The organism is Enterococcus sp. DIV2467a, assembly GCF_050532945.1.
Lineage (GTDB): Bacteria > Bacillota > Bacilli > Lactobacillales > Enterococcaceae > Enterococcus > Enterococcus faecalis.
In genome coordinates this window covers 225,001-242,059 of the sequence record NZ_CP172896.1, presented here as the reverse complement: position 1 = coordinate 242,059, position 17,059 = coordinate 225,001, and the positions used below count along the sequence as shown (strand labels likewise).

At 40.8% G+C, this 17,059-nt stretch carries 13 protein-coding genes and 5 tRNA genes (1 of these 18 cut by a window edge); 1 reads left to right on the top strand and 17 read right to left on the bottom strand.

Annotated features, from left to right (window positions below; genetic code table 11):
* Positions 1-147: 147 nt before the first annotated feature.
* The 12 genes from IGL80_RS01150 to IGL80_RS01095 all read right to left on the bottom strand — a co-directional run bounded on the left by IGL80_RS01150 (position 148) and on the right by IGL80_RS01095 (position 15,550).
* Positions 148-1,701: a hydantoinase/oxoprolinase N-terminal domain-containing protein gene (locus IGL80_RS01150; protein ID WP_002358944.1), complete on the bottom strand. Its 1,554-nt coding sequence runs from the start codon at positions 1,699-1,701 to the stop codon at positions 148-150.
* The gene (locus tag IGL80_RS01145) at positions 1,702-2,796 is read right to left on the bottom strand and encodes a DUF917 domain-containing protein (protein WP_002354727.1); all 1,095 of its coding nucleotides are present in this window, start codon (positions 2,794-2,796) and stop codon (positions 1,702-1,704) included.
* Positions 2,797-2,815: 19 nt separating this feature from the next.
* The gene (locus IGL80_RS01140) at positions 2,816-4,090 is read right to left on the bottom strand and encodes a cytosine permease (protein ID WP_002358943.1); all 1,275 of its coding nucleotides are present in this window, start codon (positions 4,088-4,090) and stop codon (positions 2,816-2,818) included.
* Between the two features lie 35 nt (positions 4,091-4,125).
* The gene (locus IGL80_RS01135) at positions 4,126-4,305 is read right to left on the bottom strand and encodes a hypothetical protein (RefSeq protein WP_223302471.1); all 180 of its coding nucleotides are present in this window, start codon (positions 4,303-4,305) and stop codon (positions 4,126-4,128) included.
* Positions 4,306-4,636: 331 nt separating this feature from the next.
* Positions 4,637-6,199 carry a PucR family transcriptional regulator gene (locus tag IGL80_RS01130; RefSeq protein WP_085366668.1) on the bottom strand — a complete coding sequence of 521 codons (1,563 nt, stop codon included), beginning with the start codon at positions 6,197-6,199 and terminating at the stop codon, positions 4,637-4,639.
* A gap of 23 nt (positions 6,200-6,222) precedes the next feature.
* A complete protein-coding gene (locus IGL80_RS01125; RefSeq protein ID WP_002358942.1) occupies positions 6,223-7,470 on the bottom strand; it encodes a peptidase U32 family protein in 1,248 nt (415 codons plus the stop codon).
* A gap of 27 nt (positions 7,471-7,497) precedes the next feature.
* Positions 7,498-8,418 (bottom strand): peptidase U32 family protein, encoded by a 921-nt coding sequence (locus tag IGL80_RS01120; RefSeq protein WP_002354722.1) that lies wholly within the window; start codon positions 8,416-8,418, stop codon positions 7,498-7,500.
* A gap of 180 nt (positions 8,419-8,598) precedes the next feature.
* A complete protein-coding gene (locus tag IGL80_RS01115) occupies positions 8,599-9,633 on the bottom strand; it encodes an FUSC family protein (protein WP_002358941.1) in 1,035 nt (344 codons plus the stop codon).
* A 133-nt stretch (positions 9,634-9,766) separates the two neighbouring features.
* Positions 9,767-12,262, bottom strand: coding sequence for an ATP-dependent Clp protease ATP-binding subunit (locus tag IGL80_RS01110; protein ID WP_002358939.1), 2,496 nt, complete (start codon positions 12,260-12,262; stop codon positions 9,767-9,769).
* 2 nt (positions 12,263-12,264) lie between these two features.
* Positions 12,265-12,732, bottom strand: a complete 468-nt coding sequence (locus IGL80_RS01105) for a CtsR family transcriptional regulator (protein ID WP_002354715.1) — start codon at positions 12,730-12,732, stop codon at positions 12,265-12,267.
* A 303-nt stretch (positions 12,733-13,035) separates the two neighbouring features.
* Positions 13,036-14,265, bottom strand: coding sequence for an aminotransferase class I/II-fold pyridoxal phosphate-dependent enzyme (locus IGL80_RS01100; RefSeq protein ID WP_025186158.1), 1,230 nt, complete (start codon positions 14,263-14,265; stop codon positions 13,036-13,038).
* A complete protein-coding gene (locus IGL80_RS01095; protein WP_010708363.1) occupies positions 14,243-15,550 on the bottom strand; it encodes a PTS sugar transporter subunit IIC in 1,308 nt (435 codons plus the stop codon). Before IGL80_RS01095 ends, IGL80_RS01100 begins: the two co-directional genes overlap by 23 nt.
* 145 nt (positions 15,551-15,695) lie before the next feature.
* On the opposite strand from IGL80_RS01095, the gene IGL80_RS01090 reads away from it, so the two are divergent.
* The gene (locus IGL80_RS01090; protein ID WP_002354705.1) at positions 15,696-16,553 is read left to right on the top strand and encodes a MurR/RpiR family transcriptional regulator; all 858 of its coding nucleotides are present in this window, start codon (positions 15,696-15,698) and stop codon (positions 16,551-16,553) included.
* 45 nt (positions 16,554-16,598) lie between these two features.
* Here the strand turns inward: IGL80_RS01090 and IGL80_RS01085 are convergent.
* The 5 genes from IGL80_RS01085 to IGL80_RS01065 all read right to left on the bottom strand — a co-directional run.
* Positions 16,599-16,672 (bottom strand) — tRNA-Pro (locus IGL80_RS01085).
* A gap of 89 nt (positions 16,673-16,761) precedes the next feature.
* Positions 16,762-16,835, bottom strand: a tRNA-Arg gene (locus tag IGL80_RS01080).
* 14 nt (positions 16,836-16,849) lie between these two features.
* Positions 16,850-16,935: transfer RNA gene (locus tag IGL80_RS01075), tRNA-Leu, on the bottom strand.
* Positions 16,936-16,950: 15 nt separating this feature from the next.
* Positions 16,951-17,022: transfer RNA gene (locus IGL80_RS01070), tRNA-Gly, on the bottom strand.
* A 4-nt stretch (positions 17,023-17,026) separates the two neighbouring features.
* A tRNA-Thr gene (locus IGL80_RS01065) sits at positions 17,027-17,059 on the bottom strand; it runs 43 nt beyond the window's last position.

Here is a 17,059-nt window from a genome sequence, read left to right as displayed (position 1 = left end):
TTACCTTCCTAACTCTGAATTTTAAAATAAACGGCGAGACAGATATAGCTTCTTCTGTACTCTTCAGGATAAAACTTCAATCGACAGCCCTAGCCCGACCTCATATTTCAAATAACTCTTCTTATAACTTTTGCTTTGCACTGGTCCTCAATACATGTTCCCAACCACTTTTACTCGTAAGCGGGTTGCATTTTCTGGATGATAGGCGAGTGGTGTTTCTTCCACCTCGACTAACTCGATTGTGCCAGGGACTGCACCCGCAAGTTCGGCTTGTTGGACGGCTTTTTCTTGGGCATCGGCCAACGCCGCGTCCCGTTGGATTTTTGAATAGACATAAATTTGTTCGTATTGTCCGCTAATCTGAGCGATAGAGGCACCGATGGCATTCGCCACTGCCCCGTTTTCGTTGCGAATTAGCGCTTTAACGCCTGTCAATTCTTCGGGGATGATAATACTCCCACCACCAACTAAAACGACCGTCACGTCTGCGGAACTGGTCTTCATGCGATCAATCGCTTCACTGACCAATTCGCCAATTTTTTGGTACACTTTTTCCGCAAACGTTTGGTCTAAATGAGCCACTTTGCTAGGATCACCGACTTGGGCATGGCCTAAGCGAACCGCGATATCAGTGGTCGTTAATTGTGTGCCGCCAAAAACAAGGGCCTCTTGTGTAATACGGTAGCCGACACTATCGGGGCCAACTGTCACAGAACCATCTGGTTGTTCACGCACTAGACTGCCGCCGCCAACACCGATTGACACGATATCTGGCATTCTAAAATTGGTCCGTACTCCGCCAACATCAACGGCCAGTGAAGATTCTCTTGGAAAGCCATCCACTAACACGCCAATGTCTGACGTTGTGCCACCAACATCTAAAACAACCGCATCTTTCAAACCAGCTAAGTAAGAAGCGCCACGAATACTATTGGTTGGTCCACAAGCAATGGTTAAAATAGGAAACTGTTTGGCATACGTTAACGACATTAACGTACCATCATTTTGACATAAGTACACTTGGGCGTGATGAATTTTTTCTTGTTCTAAGGCTTGTTCAAAGCCTTCGCTGGTCACTTTAATTACTTTGTGCAACGCAGCATTCAAAATTGTCGCATTTTCCCGTTCAATTAAACCGACAGACCCAATCATTGAGGAGCAAGATACAGGAACATCTGCCCCTAACACTTCCTTCGCAAGTGCTTGGACAAACAATTCTTGGTCATTTTTTAAAGAAGAAAAAACGCCAATTACTGCGATTGCCTCTACTTCTCCTCGCCAAGAGGCCAAAATCCCACGTAATTCTTCTTCGTCCAGTGCAGTCAACGGTTGTCCATCATATTCGTAGCCGCCATGTGCTAAAGCATACGTTTCTGAAAGAGTGGCCACTAAATCCTTGGGCCAAGCTGTGTAAGGCAAGACCGAAGCGGTTGCTGGATAGCCCAAACGAAGGACCCCAACTTTTGCTAATTTTTTTCGCTCAACAATGGCATTTGTACATTGGGTCGTGCCCAACATTGCATGTGTGACTTTGGTTGGGTCCACTGCTGATTCTGCCAAGACTTTATTTAAGGCACCGGCAATCCCTGTTTGAATATCATCGGTTGTTGGAACTTTCACTGAATGAATCAAGTTTAATTGATGATCTAAAATAACAGCATCTGTATTTGTGCCGCCGACATCGATACCGATTTTATACATTTATTTGTCCTCCTTCGCTACTAAGTTTTCTAGTGGTTGATAATCCATTTCGTAGCCGAAATACCGAGGACCCACTGTTTCGATACCTTTTTTCGTTCGCCAAGCAGCATTCGCTTTCAAGCCCATTACTTGGACACGTTTGCCGTATTTCAAGCTTTCTGTTGTCACAGGCGTTAAAGTTTCTAAATCTACCATACAAATCAAATCAGGCGTCATCGCAATCACCTGACCATCTTTCTCGGCAATTAAATTTTCATTTTGAAAATGGACGACTGCTTCTGAACCAGCATCACTGTTTAAGCCACTCAATTTGACACGTCCCAAATTGAAGCCACCTTTTACTTCTCGTTCCACATCTAGAATTTTTCCTTGGAACAATTCAAAGCCATCCGTAACTTCTACTAATGCTTGGCGTTTTTCTTGTTCATCTGCATAGGTACCTCGAATCACTTTGCCAATTTCTTCTGATAATGTCACGATGTTGTGAATACCATAGTCTTGTAATTGTTTGCCTGTCGCGGGATAAATACTCACTAAAGCACTGGCGCCCATTTCAACCGTTTGAACACGAGCAAGACGTTCTGTCCAAGTATTATCAATCGTTTCCATAATGCCAATATTTCCTTTTTCATCGGTAATTGCCATAGGGGTCGCTGACATCCCATTCAAATGGAACGTTACCATAGGCAATTCTGGAAAGGCCCGACCCATACCATCGCAATCCACCAAGGGAATGCCTAGCTTCGCTGCAACAACAATTGGAATCATTGAATTGACGCCCCCAGCTTCCATTGGAAAGGTTCCCGCAATCGTTTCTTGGTCTAAATATTTTCCTAACTTCTCAAAGACACGGACGAATTCGTCGCCTTTGGGAAATTTTTCAATTGCGACAGATGGGGCACCCATCATTGCGGCGGGTAGGAAAAAATCCTCCGCGGCAATTTCTTCTGGAGAAACCAGTTTGACAGGTCCGTTTTCTTCGATGGCGGACAAAGCCATCATTTTACCAATGTAGGGATCACCGCCACCTCCTGTCCCTAAAAAAGCTGCTCCTGTGGCTATATTCTCAATTGCTTCTGCATCTAAATAACGCATTCTCCGACACTCCTCTTCTTCATTCCATTTCTAATGATTCGGTGTTCGTCTGTTGACGTTTTGCACCGAAATAATAAATAACAAACGATAAAACAATGCCAATTAGCGGTTGGTTAGGCAATTGAGGGGCATTGGGAAAGAAACTCATAATCACCGGAATGCCCCCCACTGCAGCACCAATTAGCCATGAAAAAACACCTAATTTATTCACGCCAGGCGTTGGCTGCCATTTGGTTCGATCGCCTTTGTTAATCAACCAATAGGCAGCAATCATTACACCAGCCACTGGTGGCACCATCGCAGAAAGGACGGACATAATCGGCGTAAAGTAATTTAAAATCCCCACAACTGCTAATAAGGTTCCAATGGCGCCGGCCGCACCGACAGCGACTTTTTCTTTTTCTTTTGGAATATCAAAGACATTAATCAAGGCCAATCCGCCAGAAAAAGCATTCACGGCATTCGTGGTCCAAGTTGCTAAAATTAGCGCAATAATTCCTAAAACTGGAAAACCGAGATTCATAAAAACTTCCGTGATATCTGCGGTGTTCGATGCAATGGTCAAGACCGCACCAACGCCAATCATCAACAAGCCTGTCGGTAAAATCCCTAAGGTGGCCGCTTTAACCACATCTTTACGAGAAGAAACATACTGAGAGTAATCTCCAGCAATTACTGCGCCTAATGCAAAAGAACCGACAGTCATTGAAAGACCTGACATAAAGCTTCCTGCTGTTTGAGGTGTATATTGACTAACAGCTTCCCAACCGTTGTTTCTTAACGAAGCCACTAAGCCATAAAGACAAACCAGAACTAACACAGGAACCGCAAAATAATTCAGAATTTTCAATATTTTTATGCCATAAAGAGCCGAAATAAGCATGATAACTCCCCAGATTAAGGAAGAAAGCGACACAGGTAAATCAATGCCGTAAATTTTTAAAAAGTTCGTGAAGGCGCCGCCGCTGACATTGGCTTGCAAGCCAAACCAACCTAAGCAAGCAATCGCTAGAATAATAGAAATGATCTTTTGCGAACCTTGAATGCCAAACACTTGAGAAGCGACTTTGACAGAAGGTTCTTGTAAGTCGGAACTTTGAATTCCTTGTAAAATCATTAAAATAACAATAATACCGTAACCAATAAATCCTGTTAACAAAGCTTCCCATAAAGGCATGCCTGCAACTAACGTTCCTCCAATAATTAATCCTGGCACGCTAATCATTGCGCCCGCCCAAACAAATGCTAAGCTAAGCCACGATTGTTGTTGCTCGTTTTTTAATTTCATTCTCATTCCTCCTTAATTATTTTTTCAATTATAACGAAAAATCAGTCATAGGTCTTTTTCAAATTAAAAAAAATATCGAGGAAGTTTTGGCTTAAAATAAAAAAGAGACAAGAACCTGGGACAAAAATCACTTTGGATTTTTGTCCCAGGCTTAAAAATTGATAAACGGCGGAAACAGAAGCAACACTACGCGTTGCTTCGATCTCAACAACTTCTAAGATGTTTTCTCGACATGCGTCTCGTCACAGTACAGCCTTCAAAAGAGCTACAGCTCTAAGAGTTGAAGGGCCTTCGGAAATAAGCCGAAATTGTTGAGAATCACGAAGAACGTAGTGATTCGATGATGAACAATACCTACTTGGTCTCCAAAAATTAAAGAACACCGGGTAGGTATCATGCAACATCAACTCGTACCTCGTTGTGTTTTATGACAATTTTCGGAAATTCCTTCTTATTGCTGAGAAACACTATTTGCAAAGCAAATAGATGTTGAACAGTACCTACGTGGTTCTCGGAGTTAAACACTTCTGTCCCGACCTCTGTCTGCTTTTTTCATTCATTCGTGACCAAGCGATATAAGATCATCGCCAAATAGACTTCATAGGCTTCGGCGGCGTTGGTCATATCATAGCCGAGCGCTTCATTAATTTTACTGATACGATATTTGACCGTATTTTTATGAACAAATAGGCGTTCGCCGCATTCTTTAAAATCACTACTTGCATCTAGTAAAAACGTTCCTAATGTCATTAACTGCTCTGATTCTTTTAAGAGAGGTTGGATAACTGCTAAGCGTTGTTGGATTGCTTCTTCTCCTGCTTGGAGACACGTCATCATTTGTTGAACTGTACGAATTTCCGCGATTGATAACACTTTTCTTTGTGGATAGACGCGCTTTAAAAACGGCGCGACTTGATTAGCGGTTTGGTAGCTGACACGCACTTCAGTCGTGTTACGAACTTTCGGACAAAGGATGATTTCACCTAAATAGTCCTGATAGTCTGTGGCTTGCAAGTATTCTTTACTAATCGTGGCTTCAGGCTGTTTGTGTAAATAATTACCTAAGAGAACAATCAGGTAATTTTCTGTTTGTTGGACAATCGTTGTTTGGTAATAGTAACGTAGGAAATCTTTCAAATCTTGCTGAATAGCGTGGATTTCTTGTCCTTGTTGCCAAATAGGCAAAAGCCACATCGTTTCGACAGAAGAAATATCAATCATTAATTTTTTGGCTAATTGGTACATCTTATCACTTTCATCGTTAATGATTGCTTGGACTAAGGCATACTCACTGACTTCGTCATAGTTTTTCCCCCATAAATTCAGAGCCATCTGAACGACTTCCACCGCTTGATTCATCTCAAAAGAGGTTAACTGCTCTTCTTCTCGAATGAAGTAAAGCTTCAATGTTTGTCCATCTCTCTGAGGAAGTTTTTGCGAGGTAATGAAGTAGGTCGTTTCTCCCAGCGCTACTTTCTCTTGTGATTGATAAAGTAACTTGGTTAAGGGCAATTTCGTGCTTCGCGGCCAATTGATGGTGCTGATGATTTCATTGGTATAGGTGGTTAACGCAATGTTGACTTTTAAAAAATCGGATAGGATTTTCAAGGTCATTTCCACACTGCGGTTTTGTTCAGGCAAAAGGGAAACTTTTTCCAAGAGGTCCGTTGCAAAAGAAGCCATTTTATTTTTATTGACTAACAATTTCATGACTTCATAAATGACTTCGTTGTAGCGTAATGTTGGATCGTTTTTAGGCATTTGGATTAAAATAAAACCTAAAGAATCCGCTAATTGAATCACTTCCTCTGCAACTTTCGGTACGATAATCCCAACGTAGTACAAGATTAGGCCTACTTCGCCTAATTCATGGAGATGCCGAATCGTTTCACATTGCTTCACCACATCATGACGAATGGCACAAAATGAACCAATCAAAATTTCGCCAGCATGGTATTCATTTGTTTTGTGAAGTTTTTCCGAAAACAAAGACATATCAGAGACTTCTAAAAAAGAAAGAGAAGCAACAGATGTGTCCAATTGGTTTTTACCAGAAAGTACCGTTGCTTCTCGCAAAGACGGTAATTTTAATAAATCATTCACGCGGACACTCATAATTACTCCTCCTTTTGGCTGGTTTATTTTTTCTTACGAATCATATCGCCGACTGCAACAGGTTGCGTCACTTCCATTGTTAACAACATCATGGGATTAGGTGCCCGATCGATCGCTTCACCGTCTTCATTATACATCTCTTTAACGGTTTGGTGGAAATGGGTAAACCCGGGACCATAAAATTCAATTTCATCGCCGACACTGAAAAGGTTCCGTTGACGAATTGTCGCGACTTGCGTCTTTTCGTTGTACGTAATCACTTCGCCAACAAATTTATATTGTGGAATTTTACGACGTTCGCCGAATAATTGTTCATTTTCACTTGGTGTATTGTAATAAAAACCAGTTGCTAATTCACGTTGTGCTACTTTCCATAATTCATCAATCCACTCTTGTTGGCAGACATAGTTTTCAGGGTCTTCCATGTAAGAATCGACGGCTTTTTTATACACATTAGCGACTGTCGAAACATAGTGAATGGATTTCATGCGGCCTTCAATTTTAAAACTATCGACACCATTTTCAATTAATTCTGGAATATGTTCAATCATAGACATATCTACGGCGCTCATTGAAAACTCTTCTTCAACTTCCCCTTCGCTGGTTTTGCTCCGACGTTCTGTCCCAAAAGGCATATCAAATAACTCATATTTCCAACGACAAGATTGAGAGCAACCGCCACGATTGGCATCCCGCATCGACATATGGTTGGATAAAGTACAACGTCCTGAATATGAAATACACATTGCTCCATGAATAAAGGCTTCAATTTCAATGTCCGTATTTTCACGAATCGCTGCAACTTCCTCCATTGAAACTTCGCGCGCTAATACCACACGTTCTAAGCCTTCATTTTTCCAAAATTCTAATGTTTCATAGTTGGTTGCTGAAGCTTGTGTCGATAAATGGATAGGTAAACCTGGTGCTTCTGTCGCACAAATTTCGATTAAAGCTGGATCAGAAACAATCACAGCTGAAATTCCGATGTCTCGCAATTCTCTGAAAAACGCTCCTGCCCCTTCCTGGTTTCCTTCATGAGTGACCATATTGGCAGCGACATAAACTTTCGCATTATGTTCGCGGGCAAAGGCTACGCCTTCCGCCATTTCTTCTGGCGTGAAATTTCCTGCGCGGCTACGCAGACCGTAGGCATTCCCTCCGATATAAACGGCATCGGCACCGTAACGAATTGCGACTTTTAGTTTTTCTAGCGTCCCGGCTGGAGCCAACACCTCGGGACGCTTCAATGTTCGTTCTGTCATTACTTTCATGTTCTTCTTCCCCTTAAATGAATCAATTTATTTTATTGCATCGGCACTTAAATCAAAGAAACCATTGTCTAAGCCACGACCTGTTGGATGTAATTTTTCAATTTCAGCTGTTGCATGAGCTGCTTGATCTTCTGACCAAGTTCCCGCTTCAAGTGCTGCTTTCGCTTCAGCAAATAAGCGAGCAATCGCGACAAAATTTTCACCTGGTGTGTAAAGGCCATCGAGCTTCCATGTACGATAGTGATGGTCATACAAGTTTGTTAACTCATTCATCAAGTTCACATCGTTATTGGCAAAAATATGCGTACCATGACTATCTTCATAAATGGAATAGTGGGTTTCTGGTTTTTTGGGTTCAGAAATAAACAGCCCTTCGTCTTTCGTAACCCCTTTGTCGTTCTTTGTGTAATTGTAGTAATTTTGAATTAATGGGCGTTTCGATTGATGAATACAGGTCGCCCCATAGACAAGAATTTCAGCTGGAACTGCTAAGTTTTCTTCCATTGCGACCATTTCTTCAAAAGGTACTTCCCGAGCTAGGACAGCTCCGATGGCTCCTCGTTTACTCCAAAAATTGATTTGACGTGAGCTCGTTACTAAGGTTTCGCCATCATAAACGTAAGGAATTTCTAATCCATCTCGTTGCATAATAAACACAATACCTGGATCACCCAAAGTAATTTTATCGACGTTGATTTCTTTTAAAAATGTCAGATACTCTGGGACTAATTTCATTTTTTCAGGGTGCATAATGCCATTTACTGCAACTAGCACTTGTTTGCCCATTTCATGTGCACGTTTCACAATCTCGCGTTGTTCATCTCGTGTAAAAGATACGGGCAAACGCAACCCGAATGTTTCTTCTCCAATATATAATGTATCCACACCTGTTGCGAGTAATTCTACAGCCTGCTCAACAGATTCTGCAGTTGCAATCAGTTCAATCATAAATATAGCCTCCTTCTTTATGACCGTTTAATAGTATCATACGTTCACAAACTTTAAAAGAGCCTATCTGTATTAAACGTACATTTTTCACAATGTTTCCGAAAAAAATCTTGGTAGAGAAGCGCCATCCGCTTACCTACCAAATACTCTTTTTTTAATTACTGGTCATCTGTTCTTTGGTCACTCGTTCAAGTGATATTTTCGTTCATAAAACGTTACTACAACGGTGAATAGCCACGCTGCTGCTAAGCCTAACAAGCTGCCTAAAACAATCCCCAAAAAGCGGAATTGAATCAACGTTATCACGTACTGCTGACGAACGAGCAATGAAAGCATCAGAGCCATAGGCGTTGTGAAAAATTGCGCCAATCCATAATTACGACGAATAAAATACTCAACGGTCACAAATAAGATTGTAATCACGACAATCGATTCAAAAGTTGTCAAAGCTAAATTAAGCAGAAAAGCGGAAATAACCAATCCAATCGTTGTGCCAAAAATTCGCTGAATATTTCGCTGCTTAATCGCACGTAAATTGTCTCCTTGTAAAATGGATGCACAGGAAACGACTAACCAATACGGATTCTGTAAATGTAAACTTTCGCTGATATATACAGCAAAAAATAAGACAAAGCTATAATATATGCTATCTAATGGCGCTTCTGGATGCCGATAAATTCGTTCCCGTAATGATTGCTTAGCTAGCGGGGCACTGATTTCCTTCTCTGTAAAATGCAACACTAGTGCAAACAAAATAGAAAAGCCAATACCTAATAACATACAGCCACTCATGAACGGAATTTTTGCTAACGGAATACTCGTACTGGCACCCATCGCTGTCACCATCACACCAAAGAAGGCCCCTGGTTTTGAAATATCGTAGACTTCAAAGAAAAAGCGGCCACCAAAACCGACCAGGGCAACAACAATGGGAATGAGCCATGCAATATGGGTCGATAACATGCCTAACAAATTTCCTAAAAAAAGGTAACTACCGACCACAGATAAACGAGTCATTAACTGTTTTAATGGTAACGGCTGATAATATAAAAAAGTAAAAATACCTAACGAGCCAAAGCTTGAAATCAATAATTGATGATTGATATAGCCCAAAAAAAGAATGCTGAACATAACCAAGCCAGCAAACACTAGTCGAAAAGGATTATCCTTTGGACGCTGATAATGTAGTAATTCTCGAAAAAAAGATTGTTCCATTCCATCACCCCTCCTTATTAACGTAGCACAGAAAAATCAATCTGGCAATTCTCAAAAAGAAATCGCCACTGGAAAATAGAAAAGCCTGGTATAAAAACCCTAAATGGTTTTTATACCAGACTTCGCATCTCATCTATACAGTTTGTAATTCTTTCGCTTCTGTTTTTGGTGCTTTTGGTGCCCGCACATTTAACGTAATTTTGCCTTTGCTAGCGCCTAAAGTTACTTTATCCCCTAACTGAATTTGACCAGAAAGAAGGGCTTCACTTAAACGATCTTCCACTTCTTTTTGCAAGGCCCGACGAATTGGACGTGCGCCATATTCTGGATCAAACCCGACTTTACCAATAACTTCAATTGCAGCTGGTGTGATTTTCACTTTAACCTCTTGTTCGGCCATCCGTTTCACGACAGATTGACTCATAATTTTTACGATTTCATGAATTTCCTCTTGTTTCAAGGAATGGAAGACAACCGTTTCATCAATTCGGTTTAAGAATTCTGGACGGAAGGCTTTTTTCAATTCTTCCATGATTCGTTTTTGCATTAATTCATGATTTTTAGAAATGTCTTTCACATTGAAGCCAACATGTTTTTCTTCACGAATCGCTGTTGCTCCTAAGTTGGAGGTCATGATTAAAATCGTGTTACGAAAATCGACTTTTCGTCCTTTGGCATCCGTTAAATGGCCATCATCTAAGACTTGTAATAAAATATTAAAGACATCTGGATGGGCTTTTTCTACTTCATCTAGCAAAATAACGGAATAAGGACGTTGACGAATTTTTTCAGTTAGTTGGCCGCCTTCTTCGTAGCCGACATAACCTGGAGGAGAACCGATTAAACGGCTAGTACTGTATTTTTCCATAAACTCAGACATGTCCACGCGAATCAAGGCTTCTTCGCTGCCAAACATCGCTTCGGCTAAGGCTTTGGCAAGTTCCGTTTTCCCAACCCCTGTTGGTCCTAAGAACATGAAGGAACCAATCGGTCTTGCTGGGTCTTTCAAGCCACTACGCGCACGACGGATAGCGCGTGAAACAGCTTCAACTGCTTCATTTTGGCCAACGACCCGTTGATGTAAAATGGTTTCTAATTCCATCAATCGTTCGCTTTCTTTCTTCTCTAGCTGCTGCAAAGGAACCCCTGTCCATTGTGAAACGACTCCAGCCACGTCTTCTTCTGTTACTTGCGTACTGTAACCAGACAGACTTTTTTCTTTCACTGCAATCAATTCTTCTAGTTTTTCCATCACTTGTTTTTCTTTTTGACGAATCCGAGCAGCACTTTCAAATGATTGGTTTTGAATGGCCTCTTCTTTTTCCGTAATTAATTGAGAAATTTCGGTACGCAATTCATTAATTTCTGAAGGTTGATCTGCCTTATCTAAACGAACTTTTGCTGCAGATTCGTCCATTAAATCAATTGCTTTATCTGGTAATTGGCGGTCATTTAAATAGCGAATCGATAATTGAACCGCTGCATGTAGAGCTTCATCTGTAATTTCTACGCCATGATGTTTTTCATAGCGTGAACGCAAGCCTTTTAGAATTTCTTCTGCTTCTTCTGGGGTTGGTTCTGCTACTTGAATACGGGCAAAACGACGTTCCAAAGCGGCATCTTTTTCAATATATTTTTGGTATTCATCCAGAGTTGTCGCACCAATGGTTTGCAACTCGCCACGTGCTAAAGCAGGTTTTAAAATATTTGAAGCATCAATCGCCCCTTCTGCACCGCCAGCACCGATCAAGGTATGCAATTCGTCGATAAATAAAATGACTTGTCCATCTTGATAGATTTCATCGACAACTTTTTTCAAGCGATCTTCGAACTCACCTCGATATTTGGTTCCAGCAACCAAGGCACCCATGTCTAGCATCATTAAACGTTTGCCTTGCATATCTTCAGGGACTTCCCGGTTGACAATTTTCTGGGCTAAGCCTTCTGCTATCGCTGTTTTCCCAACACCTGGTTCACCGACTAAGACAGGATTGTTTTTGGTACGGCGACTCAAAATTTGGATCAAACGACGGACTTCGGTACCGCGACCAACTACTGGATCCAAGCTTTGTTCTCGTGCTAACTTGGTTAAATCTCTTGCTAAAGAATCCAATGTTGGCGTCCCTTGTGGCGCATTTTTACTTTGACCATTCCGACGACGTTGTGCACTATTGGGTTCGGAAACGCCCATTTTTTTCAATAATAATTGACGCATTTTGGATAAGCTTAATCCTAAATTCACTAAAATTCTAGACGCTAAAATTTCTTCGTCTCTTAACAAGCCTAATAATAAATGCTCGGTACCAATTTTTTGAGCCCCTAAGCGCTTCGCTTCATCTCCAGCATAGGCAAAGATTTGTTTGGCTCTTGGTGAATAAGGTAAGTATAAGTTGTTATTCCCCATTGGACTTTGCATGGTGCCATAGCCACTTAAATGCTCAATTTCTTCACGGATGTCTTCTGTGTCAGTATTTAATTGTCGTAATGTTTTTCCGGCAATCCCATTTGGTTCTAAAACGAGTGCTAATAATAAATGTTCAGAACCGACGGATTGGTGACGAAAATACTTTGCTTCTTCTTGGGCAATCGCCAGTACGGCTTTCGCACTTTCTGTAAATAGTTCATCCATAGTTATTCCTCCTCATAGCTCAAGCGCTCTAAAAATGAACGCATTATTTGAGCTCTTAGAAAATCTTCGTGATTCCCCAGACCATTCAATGTGCTTTTACTTAAAGCAGCTAGCATTAAATTGCCTTCCTTTTTCGTAATCACTTCTTCTTCATACAATGTTTGAATAAATGTTAGCGCATCTTTTTCTGTTAAGGTTGCGCCAATCAATTGATCCATTTGTTTTAGTAATTGATCGTTATCTGAAATTTGTACTTTGACAATGCGAATATAGCCGCCTCCACCACGTTTACTTTCAACTGCGTAGCCTCGTTGGATGGTAAAACGTGTATTAATTACATAGTTAATTTGTGAAGGAACGCAATTAAATAAATTAGCCATTTCCGCCCGACGGATTTCAATTTTATTACTTTCTTCTAAAATCTTTTTTAAATAAGCCTCGATTAAATCTGACGTATTTTGATTACTCATAGTCTTCCATCCTTCTTCTCTCTTGACTAATATTGACCATTATTATATCGAACTTTGCCTATTAAATAAAGAGGAACGCTTTGACTTTAATAAAAAAATGCAAAACAGGAGGAGCAACCTCAGTCAAACTGACTTAAGTTCCCCTCCTAAAATTGAAAATATGTTATTGAATCACAGAGGCTGAGATAAAAGTGTTTAGCTCCAAGAATTTCGGCTTATTGTTTTCTCGCCAAAGGCTCGTCACAGTTTTATCCTTGCGAATTCCGAAGGAGTTGCTTTTGTTCAGCTGATTATCTTAATGTCTCACAAAAGCGTTTCTTCGCCGTAGGCTTGATCCAAGGCTTGTTGAATATCTTCGATAATAGATGTTGGCTCTTCCAAACCAACGTACATGCGAATGTGCGCTGGCGACAAGCCTCTTTTCTGAACAGCCGTCAAGTTATTGCCTTTGAATACAGGCAAGGCCAAACTTTCAAAGCCACCCCAACTGACCCCGATTGTGACCAGCGTCAATGCGTTCACAAATGTTTTCAAACGTTCAAAATCGGTATCTTTTAAATCAATCGCAAACAATGAGCCATAACCTGTTAAATATTTTTCTGCTAACGCTTGTTGTTGTTGATTTCCTACAAAAGGATGATATAAGCGACTGATTCGCGGATCCTTTTGCAAAGCCGACAGCACCGTTTGGATGGCTTGAGACTGATGCGCCAACCGAACAGGCATGGTACGAATACCACGTAACGCTAACCAAGAATTGAAGGGACTATTGACTGCTCCTAAAGCTTGATGACCATGTTCAAAAATTTGATCCACAAGCGCTGCTTTGCCAATGACAGCCCCTGCTACAATGTCCGAATGACCACCAATATATTTGGAACAAGAATGAATCACCAGGTCCACATTATGGCATAAAGGATGCTGAAATAACGGTGACGCCCACGTGTTATCAATGACAGTGTATGCGCCAATTTTTTGTGCTAACGCAGTTATTTTTTCTAAATCTAGCAGTTCAAACTTTTGTGAGGACGGACTTTCAAAGTAAATGACTTTGGTGTTTTCCTGAACAAATTGAAAAAGTTCTTCTGTTTCTGTAACGTCTACTTTGGTCAAGGATACGCCAAATTTCTCTAAATATTGCACAAACGAAACAGATTCTCCATAAATTGTATTGACCATTAAAACATGATCGCCTTGTTGGAGCAACGTAAACAGCGTTGCCGAAATAGCGCCCATTCCTGAGGCAAAAACTTTACATTTTTCTCCACGTTCCAAACGAGCAATTTTTTTCTCTAAAATTTCTGTTGTGGGGTTGGTGCCACGTGTGTAAACATAATTATTTTTTTCATCTATACTCGCTGCCATAAATTCTTCGTAAGTTGGAAAATAAAAGGAAGAGGTTTGAACCAACTCGGGCACCATCGGATGATACATTTTTTCCATTCCTTTTTCCACTTCACAGCAAATATTTTCATCATTCTCAACATGCATTTCCTTCACTCCTCTTTCTCTACAATGTTTCTGGTACTTCATGGGCTTCTTCTTTTTGATATTGTCGATCTAAGGCTTTTACAAATGGATAATAAATAACGACACTAGCGGCAACAGCTAAAACTTGCGTCACTGCACCTTGCCATTTTCCCACTAAAAAGCCCGAAAACAGAAAGGGCGTAGCCCATGGTGCTTGAATGTTTGTAAACATTGGCATGAACCCAATTTTCATTGACAGAAAGGCAATCAAGACCGATAAAATCGGCGCGACCGCAATCGGAATCAATAATAAAGGGTTAAAAATAACTGGGAGTCCAAAAATCAAGGGTTCATTAATGTTGAAAAATGCTGGAACAAACGAAATTTTCGACATGGCTTTCATTCTAGATGAATGTCCGACGATGGCCATTGCAATAGCCAAGCCAATCGTGCAACCAGCGCCTCCAATTGTGGCAAATTGATCGAGCATTTGGACCGTGCCAAAGTTGCCACTTTGAGCAGTTAATTGTCCTAATTCCGCTAAGCTTTGGTTTTTGTCTGCATTCGCATATAAAATAGGATATAGCATGGAATTGATGACAGTTGGATGAATTCCAAACCACCAGAACAGTCCATTTAAGCCAGCCACAATAATAATTGCAAAAGGGGTTCCGATTAAACCTTGCAGTGGCGCTTGAATCACCGCATAAATTAATTGCGGGAAGGAATCCGCAAACGAAAGCCCAATCCCATTAATCAATAAAGCCACCGCTACCACAAAAATCCCAGGAATCAATGCACTAAAAGCTTGGCTCACCATAGCAGGCACGCTGTCAGGCATTTTGATGACTAATTTTTTCTTAATACAGAAACGAGTCAACTCAACCGAAAGAATTGACATAATAATGGCCGTAATCACCCCTTGCGTTCCTAACCAATCAAACGATAAAACTTTCGTCACAACTTCGCCTGATTCAGTAGTCACCGTTTTCGGTAAAACGACTACGTAAGCAACAATTCCTAAAATTAATGAAGTTAAACGATCCATTTCGTAACTTTCCGCCAATTTATAGGACATCGTCCCAGCAAAAATAATTCCCATCATGTTGAAAGTTGCTCGATAAGCTGGTGAAATCATATCCGCCCAACCTGCACCGAAAATTCCAGCCATAAAATCGCCATACCCTGCTACTGGAAAATCTGTAATCAACATAAAAATCGATCCAATAATTGTTAACGGCATAATCGCAAAAAAACCATTTCTTAAGGCTTGAAAATAACGTAAACTTGTAATCCTTGAAACTTTAGGCACTACGGCTTGCTCCACCCAGTTTGTTAACTTATCCATTTCACTTCTCTCCTTAATCCTTTGTGATATCCTCATCATAAAGAAACCGCTTTCTGATGTAAATACGACTAACTAATTCTGTAACTATGTTTCATAATTCATACGCTTAAGGTATACTGAAAGCGAAACAAAGTACCACAGAGAGGTGAACCCATTGAATCTAATCGAATGTTTAGAACAAAAAGAACGCTATACATATAACGAAGGGCTAATTATTGATTTTATTTTATCTCATACTGAACGAGTCCTGCATATGTCGATTTATGAACTAGCAGAAGCCACCAACTCTTCAACCTCCACGATTGTTCGTTTGTGTAAAAAAACAGAAACTAGCGGTTTCAAAGAATTTAAAATCCGCTTGTCCCGCGACTTAGAAATTCACTACCAAGCAATCCGGAATGTTGATGCGAATATGCCTTTTTTAGCGCAAGATTCTGATTTACTAATTGCCAAGAAAATTGCGCAGTTAACGACTGAAACTGTTCAATCCACCCAACAGTTATTAACCGAGGCCATGTTAAATAAAAGCATTGATTTACTTTTAACCGCTGAAAATATTTTAGCAGTGGGTGTCAGTAACTCCTACATTCGCTTAACGGATTTTCAAACAAAGTTATTACGCATTCAGCTATTTATCCATTTAATCCCTTATCAAGCTGAACAATTTTATTTAGCCATCAATGCCACCAAAAATGACGTAGCCATCCTCGTCTCTTACAGTGGTAACACTGCAGAAATCGTAAATGAAGCACGGATTTTTGCAGAAGGAGGCACCCCGATTATTGCCATTACTTCAGACTTGAACAGCCAATTAGCTAAATACGCCACAGTGATTTTGCCCATTCCTAACGTTGAACATGCAGATTTCAAAGTCTCGACCTTTTCCTCTCAACTAGCCATCGAATATATCCTCAATGTCCTTTATTCCTGTATTTTTAGTCGCAATTTCGATAAGAATTACACATCACAAAAAAATACACCTACTTCGATACTTAAATTTTAAACAAAACAAAAAAACAGTACTGATGATCAGTACTGTTTTTCACAATCGGGAAGACAGGATTCGAACCTGCGACCCCTTGGTCCCAAACCAAGTGCTCTACCAAGCTGAGCTACTTCCCGGGCTATGAAGTTAAAGTAATAAAAAAAGACTATCGAATTAAAAAGAAACTCACGTGCACCTTTTTAAAACTTAGTCAATCACTCAACTATGCACCCAAAGGGAGTCGAACCCCTAACCTTTTGATTCGTAGTCAAACACTCTATCCAGTTGAGCTATGGGTGCTAAATATAAAACAATGCCGAGGACCGGAATCGAACCGGTACGGTGATCACTCACCGCAGGATTTTAAGTCCTGTGCGTCTGCCAGTTCCGCCACCCCGGCGTAATGAATTGGCTAAGCGGAAAACGGGGTTCGAACCCGCGACCCCCACCTTGGCAAGGTGGTGCTCTACCACTGAGCTATTTCCGCAAAATGGTGCCGGCTAAAGGACTTGAACCCTCGACCC

Excerpts from the sequence above, each read along its gene's own strand:
- IGL80_RS01150 (WP_002358944.1), bottom strand. The coding sequence starts at position 1,701 with ATGTATAAAATCGGTATCGATGTCGGCGGCACAAATACAGATGCTGTT.
- IGL80_RS01145 (WP_002354727.1), bottom strand. The coding sequence starts at position 2,796 with ATGCGTTATTTAGATGCAGAAGCAATTGAGAATATAGCCACAGGAGCA.
- IGL80_RS01140 (WP_002358943.1), bottom strand. The coding sequence starts at position 4,090 with ATGAGAATGAAATTAAAAAACGAGCAACAACAATCGTGGCTTAGCTTA.
- IGL80_RS01130 (WP_085366668.1), bottom strand. The coding sequence starts at position 6,199 with ATGAGTGTCCGCGTGAATGATTTATTAAAATTACCGTCTTTGCGAGAA.
- IGL80_RS01125 (WP_002358942.1), bottom strand. The coding sequence starts at position 7,470 with ATGAAAGTAATGACAGAACGAACATTGAAGCGTCCCGAGGTGTTGGCT.
- IGL80_RS01120 (WP_002354722.1), bottom strand. The coding sequence starts at position 8,418 with ATGATTGAACTGATTGCAACTGCAGAATCTGTTGAGCAGGCTGTAGAA.
- IGL80_RS01115 (WP_002358941.1), bottom strand. The coding sequence starts at position 9,633 with ATGGAACAATCTTTTTTTCGAGAATTACTACATTATCAGCGTCCAAAG.
- IGL80_RS01110 (WP_002358939.1), bottom strand. The coding sequence starts at position 12,262 with ATGGATGAACTATTTACAGAAAGTGCGAAAGCCGTACTGGCGATTGCC.
- IGL80_RS01105 (WP_002354715.1), bottom strand. The coding sequence starts at position 12,732 with ATGAGTAATCAAAATACGTCAGATTTAATCGAGGCTTATTTAAAAAAG.
- IGL80_RS01100 (WP_025186158.1), bottom strand. The coding sequence starts at position 14,265 with ATGAAGTACCAGAAACATTGTAGAGAAAGAGGAGTGAAGGAAATGCAT.
- IGL80_RS01095 (WP_010708363.1), bottom strand. The coding sequence starts at position 15,550 with ATGGATAAGTTAACAAACTGGGTGGAGCAAGCCGTAGTGCCTAAAGTT.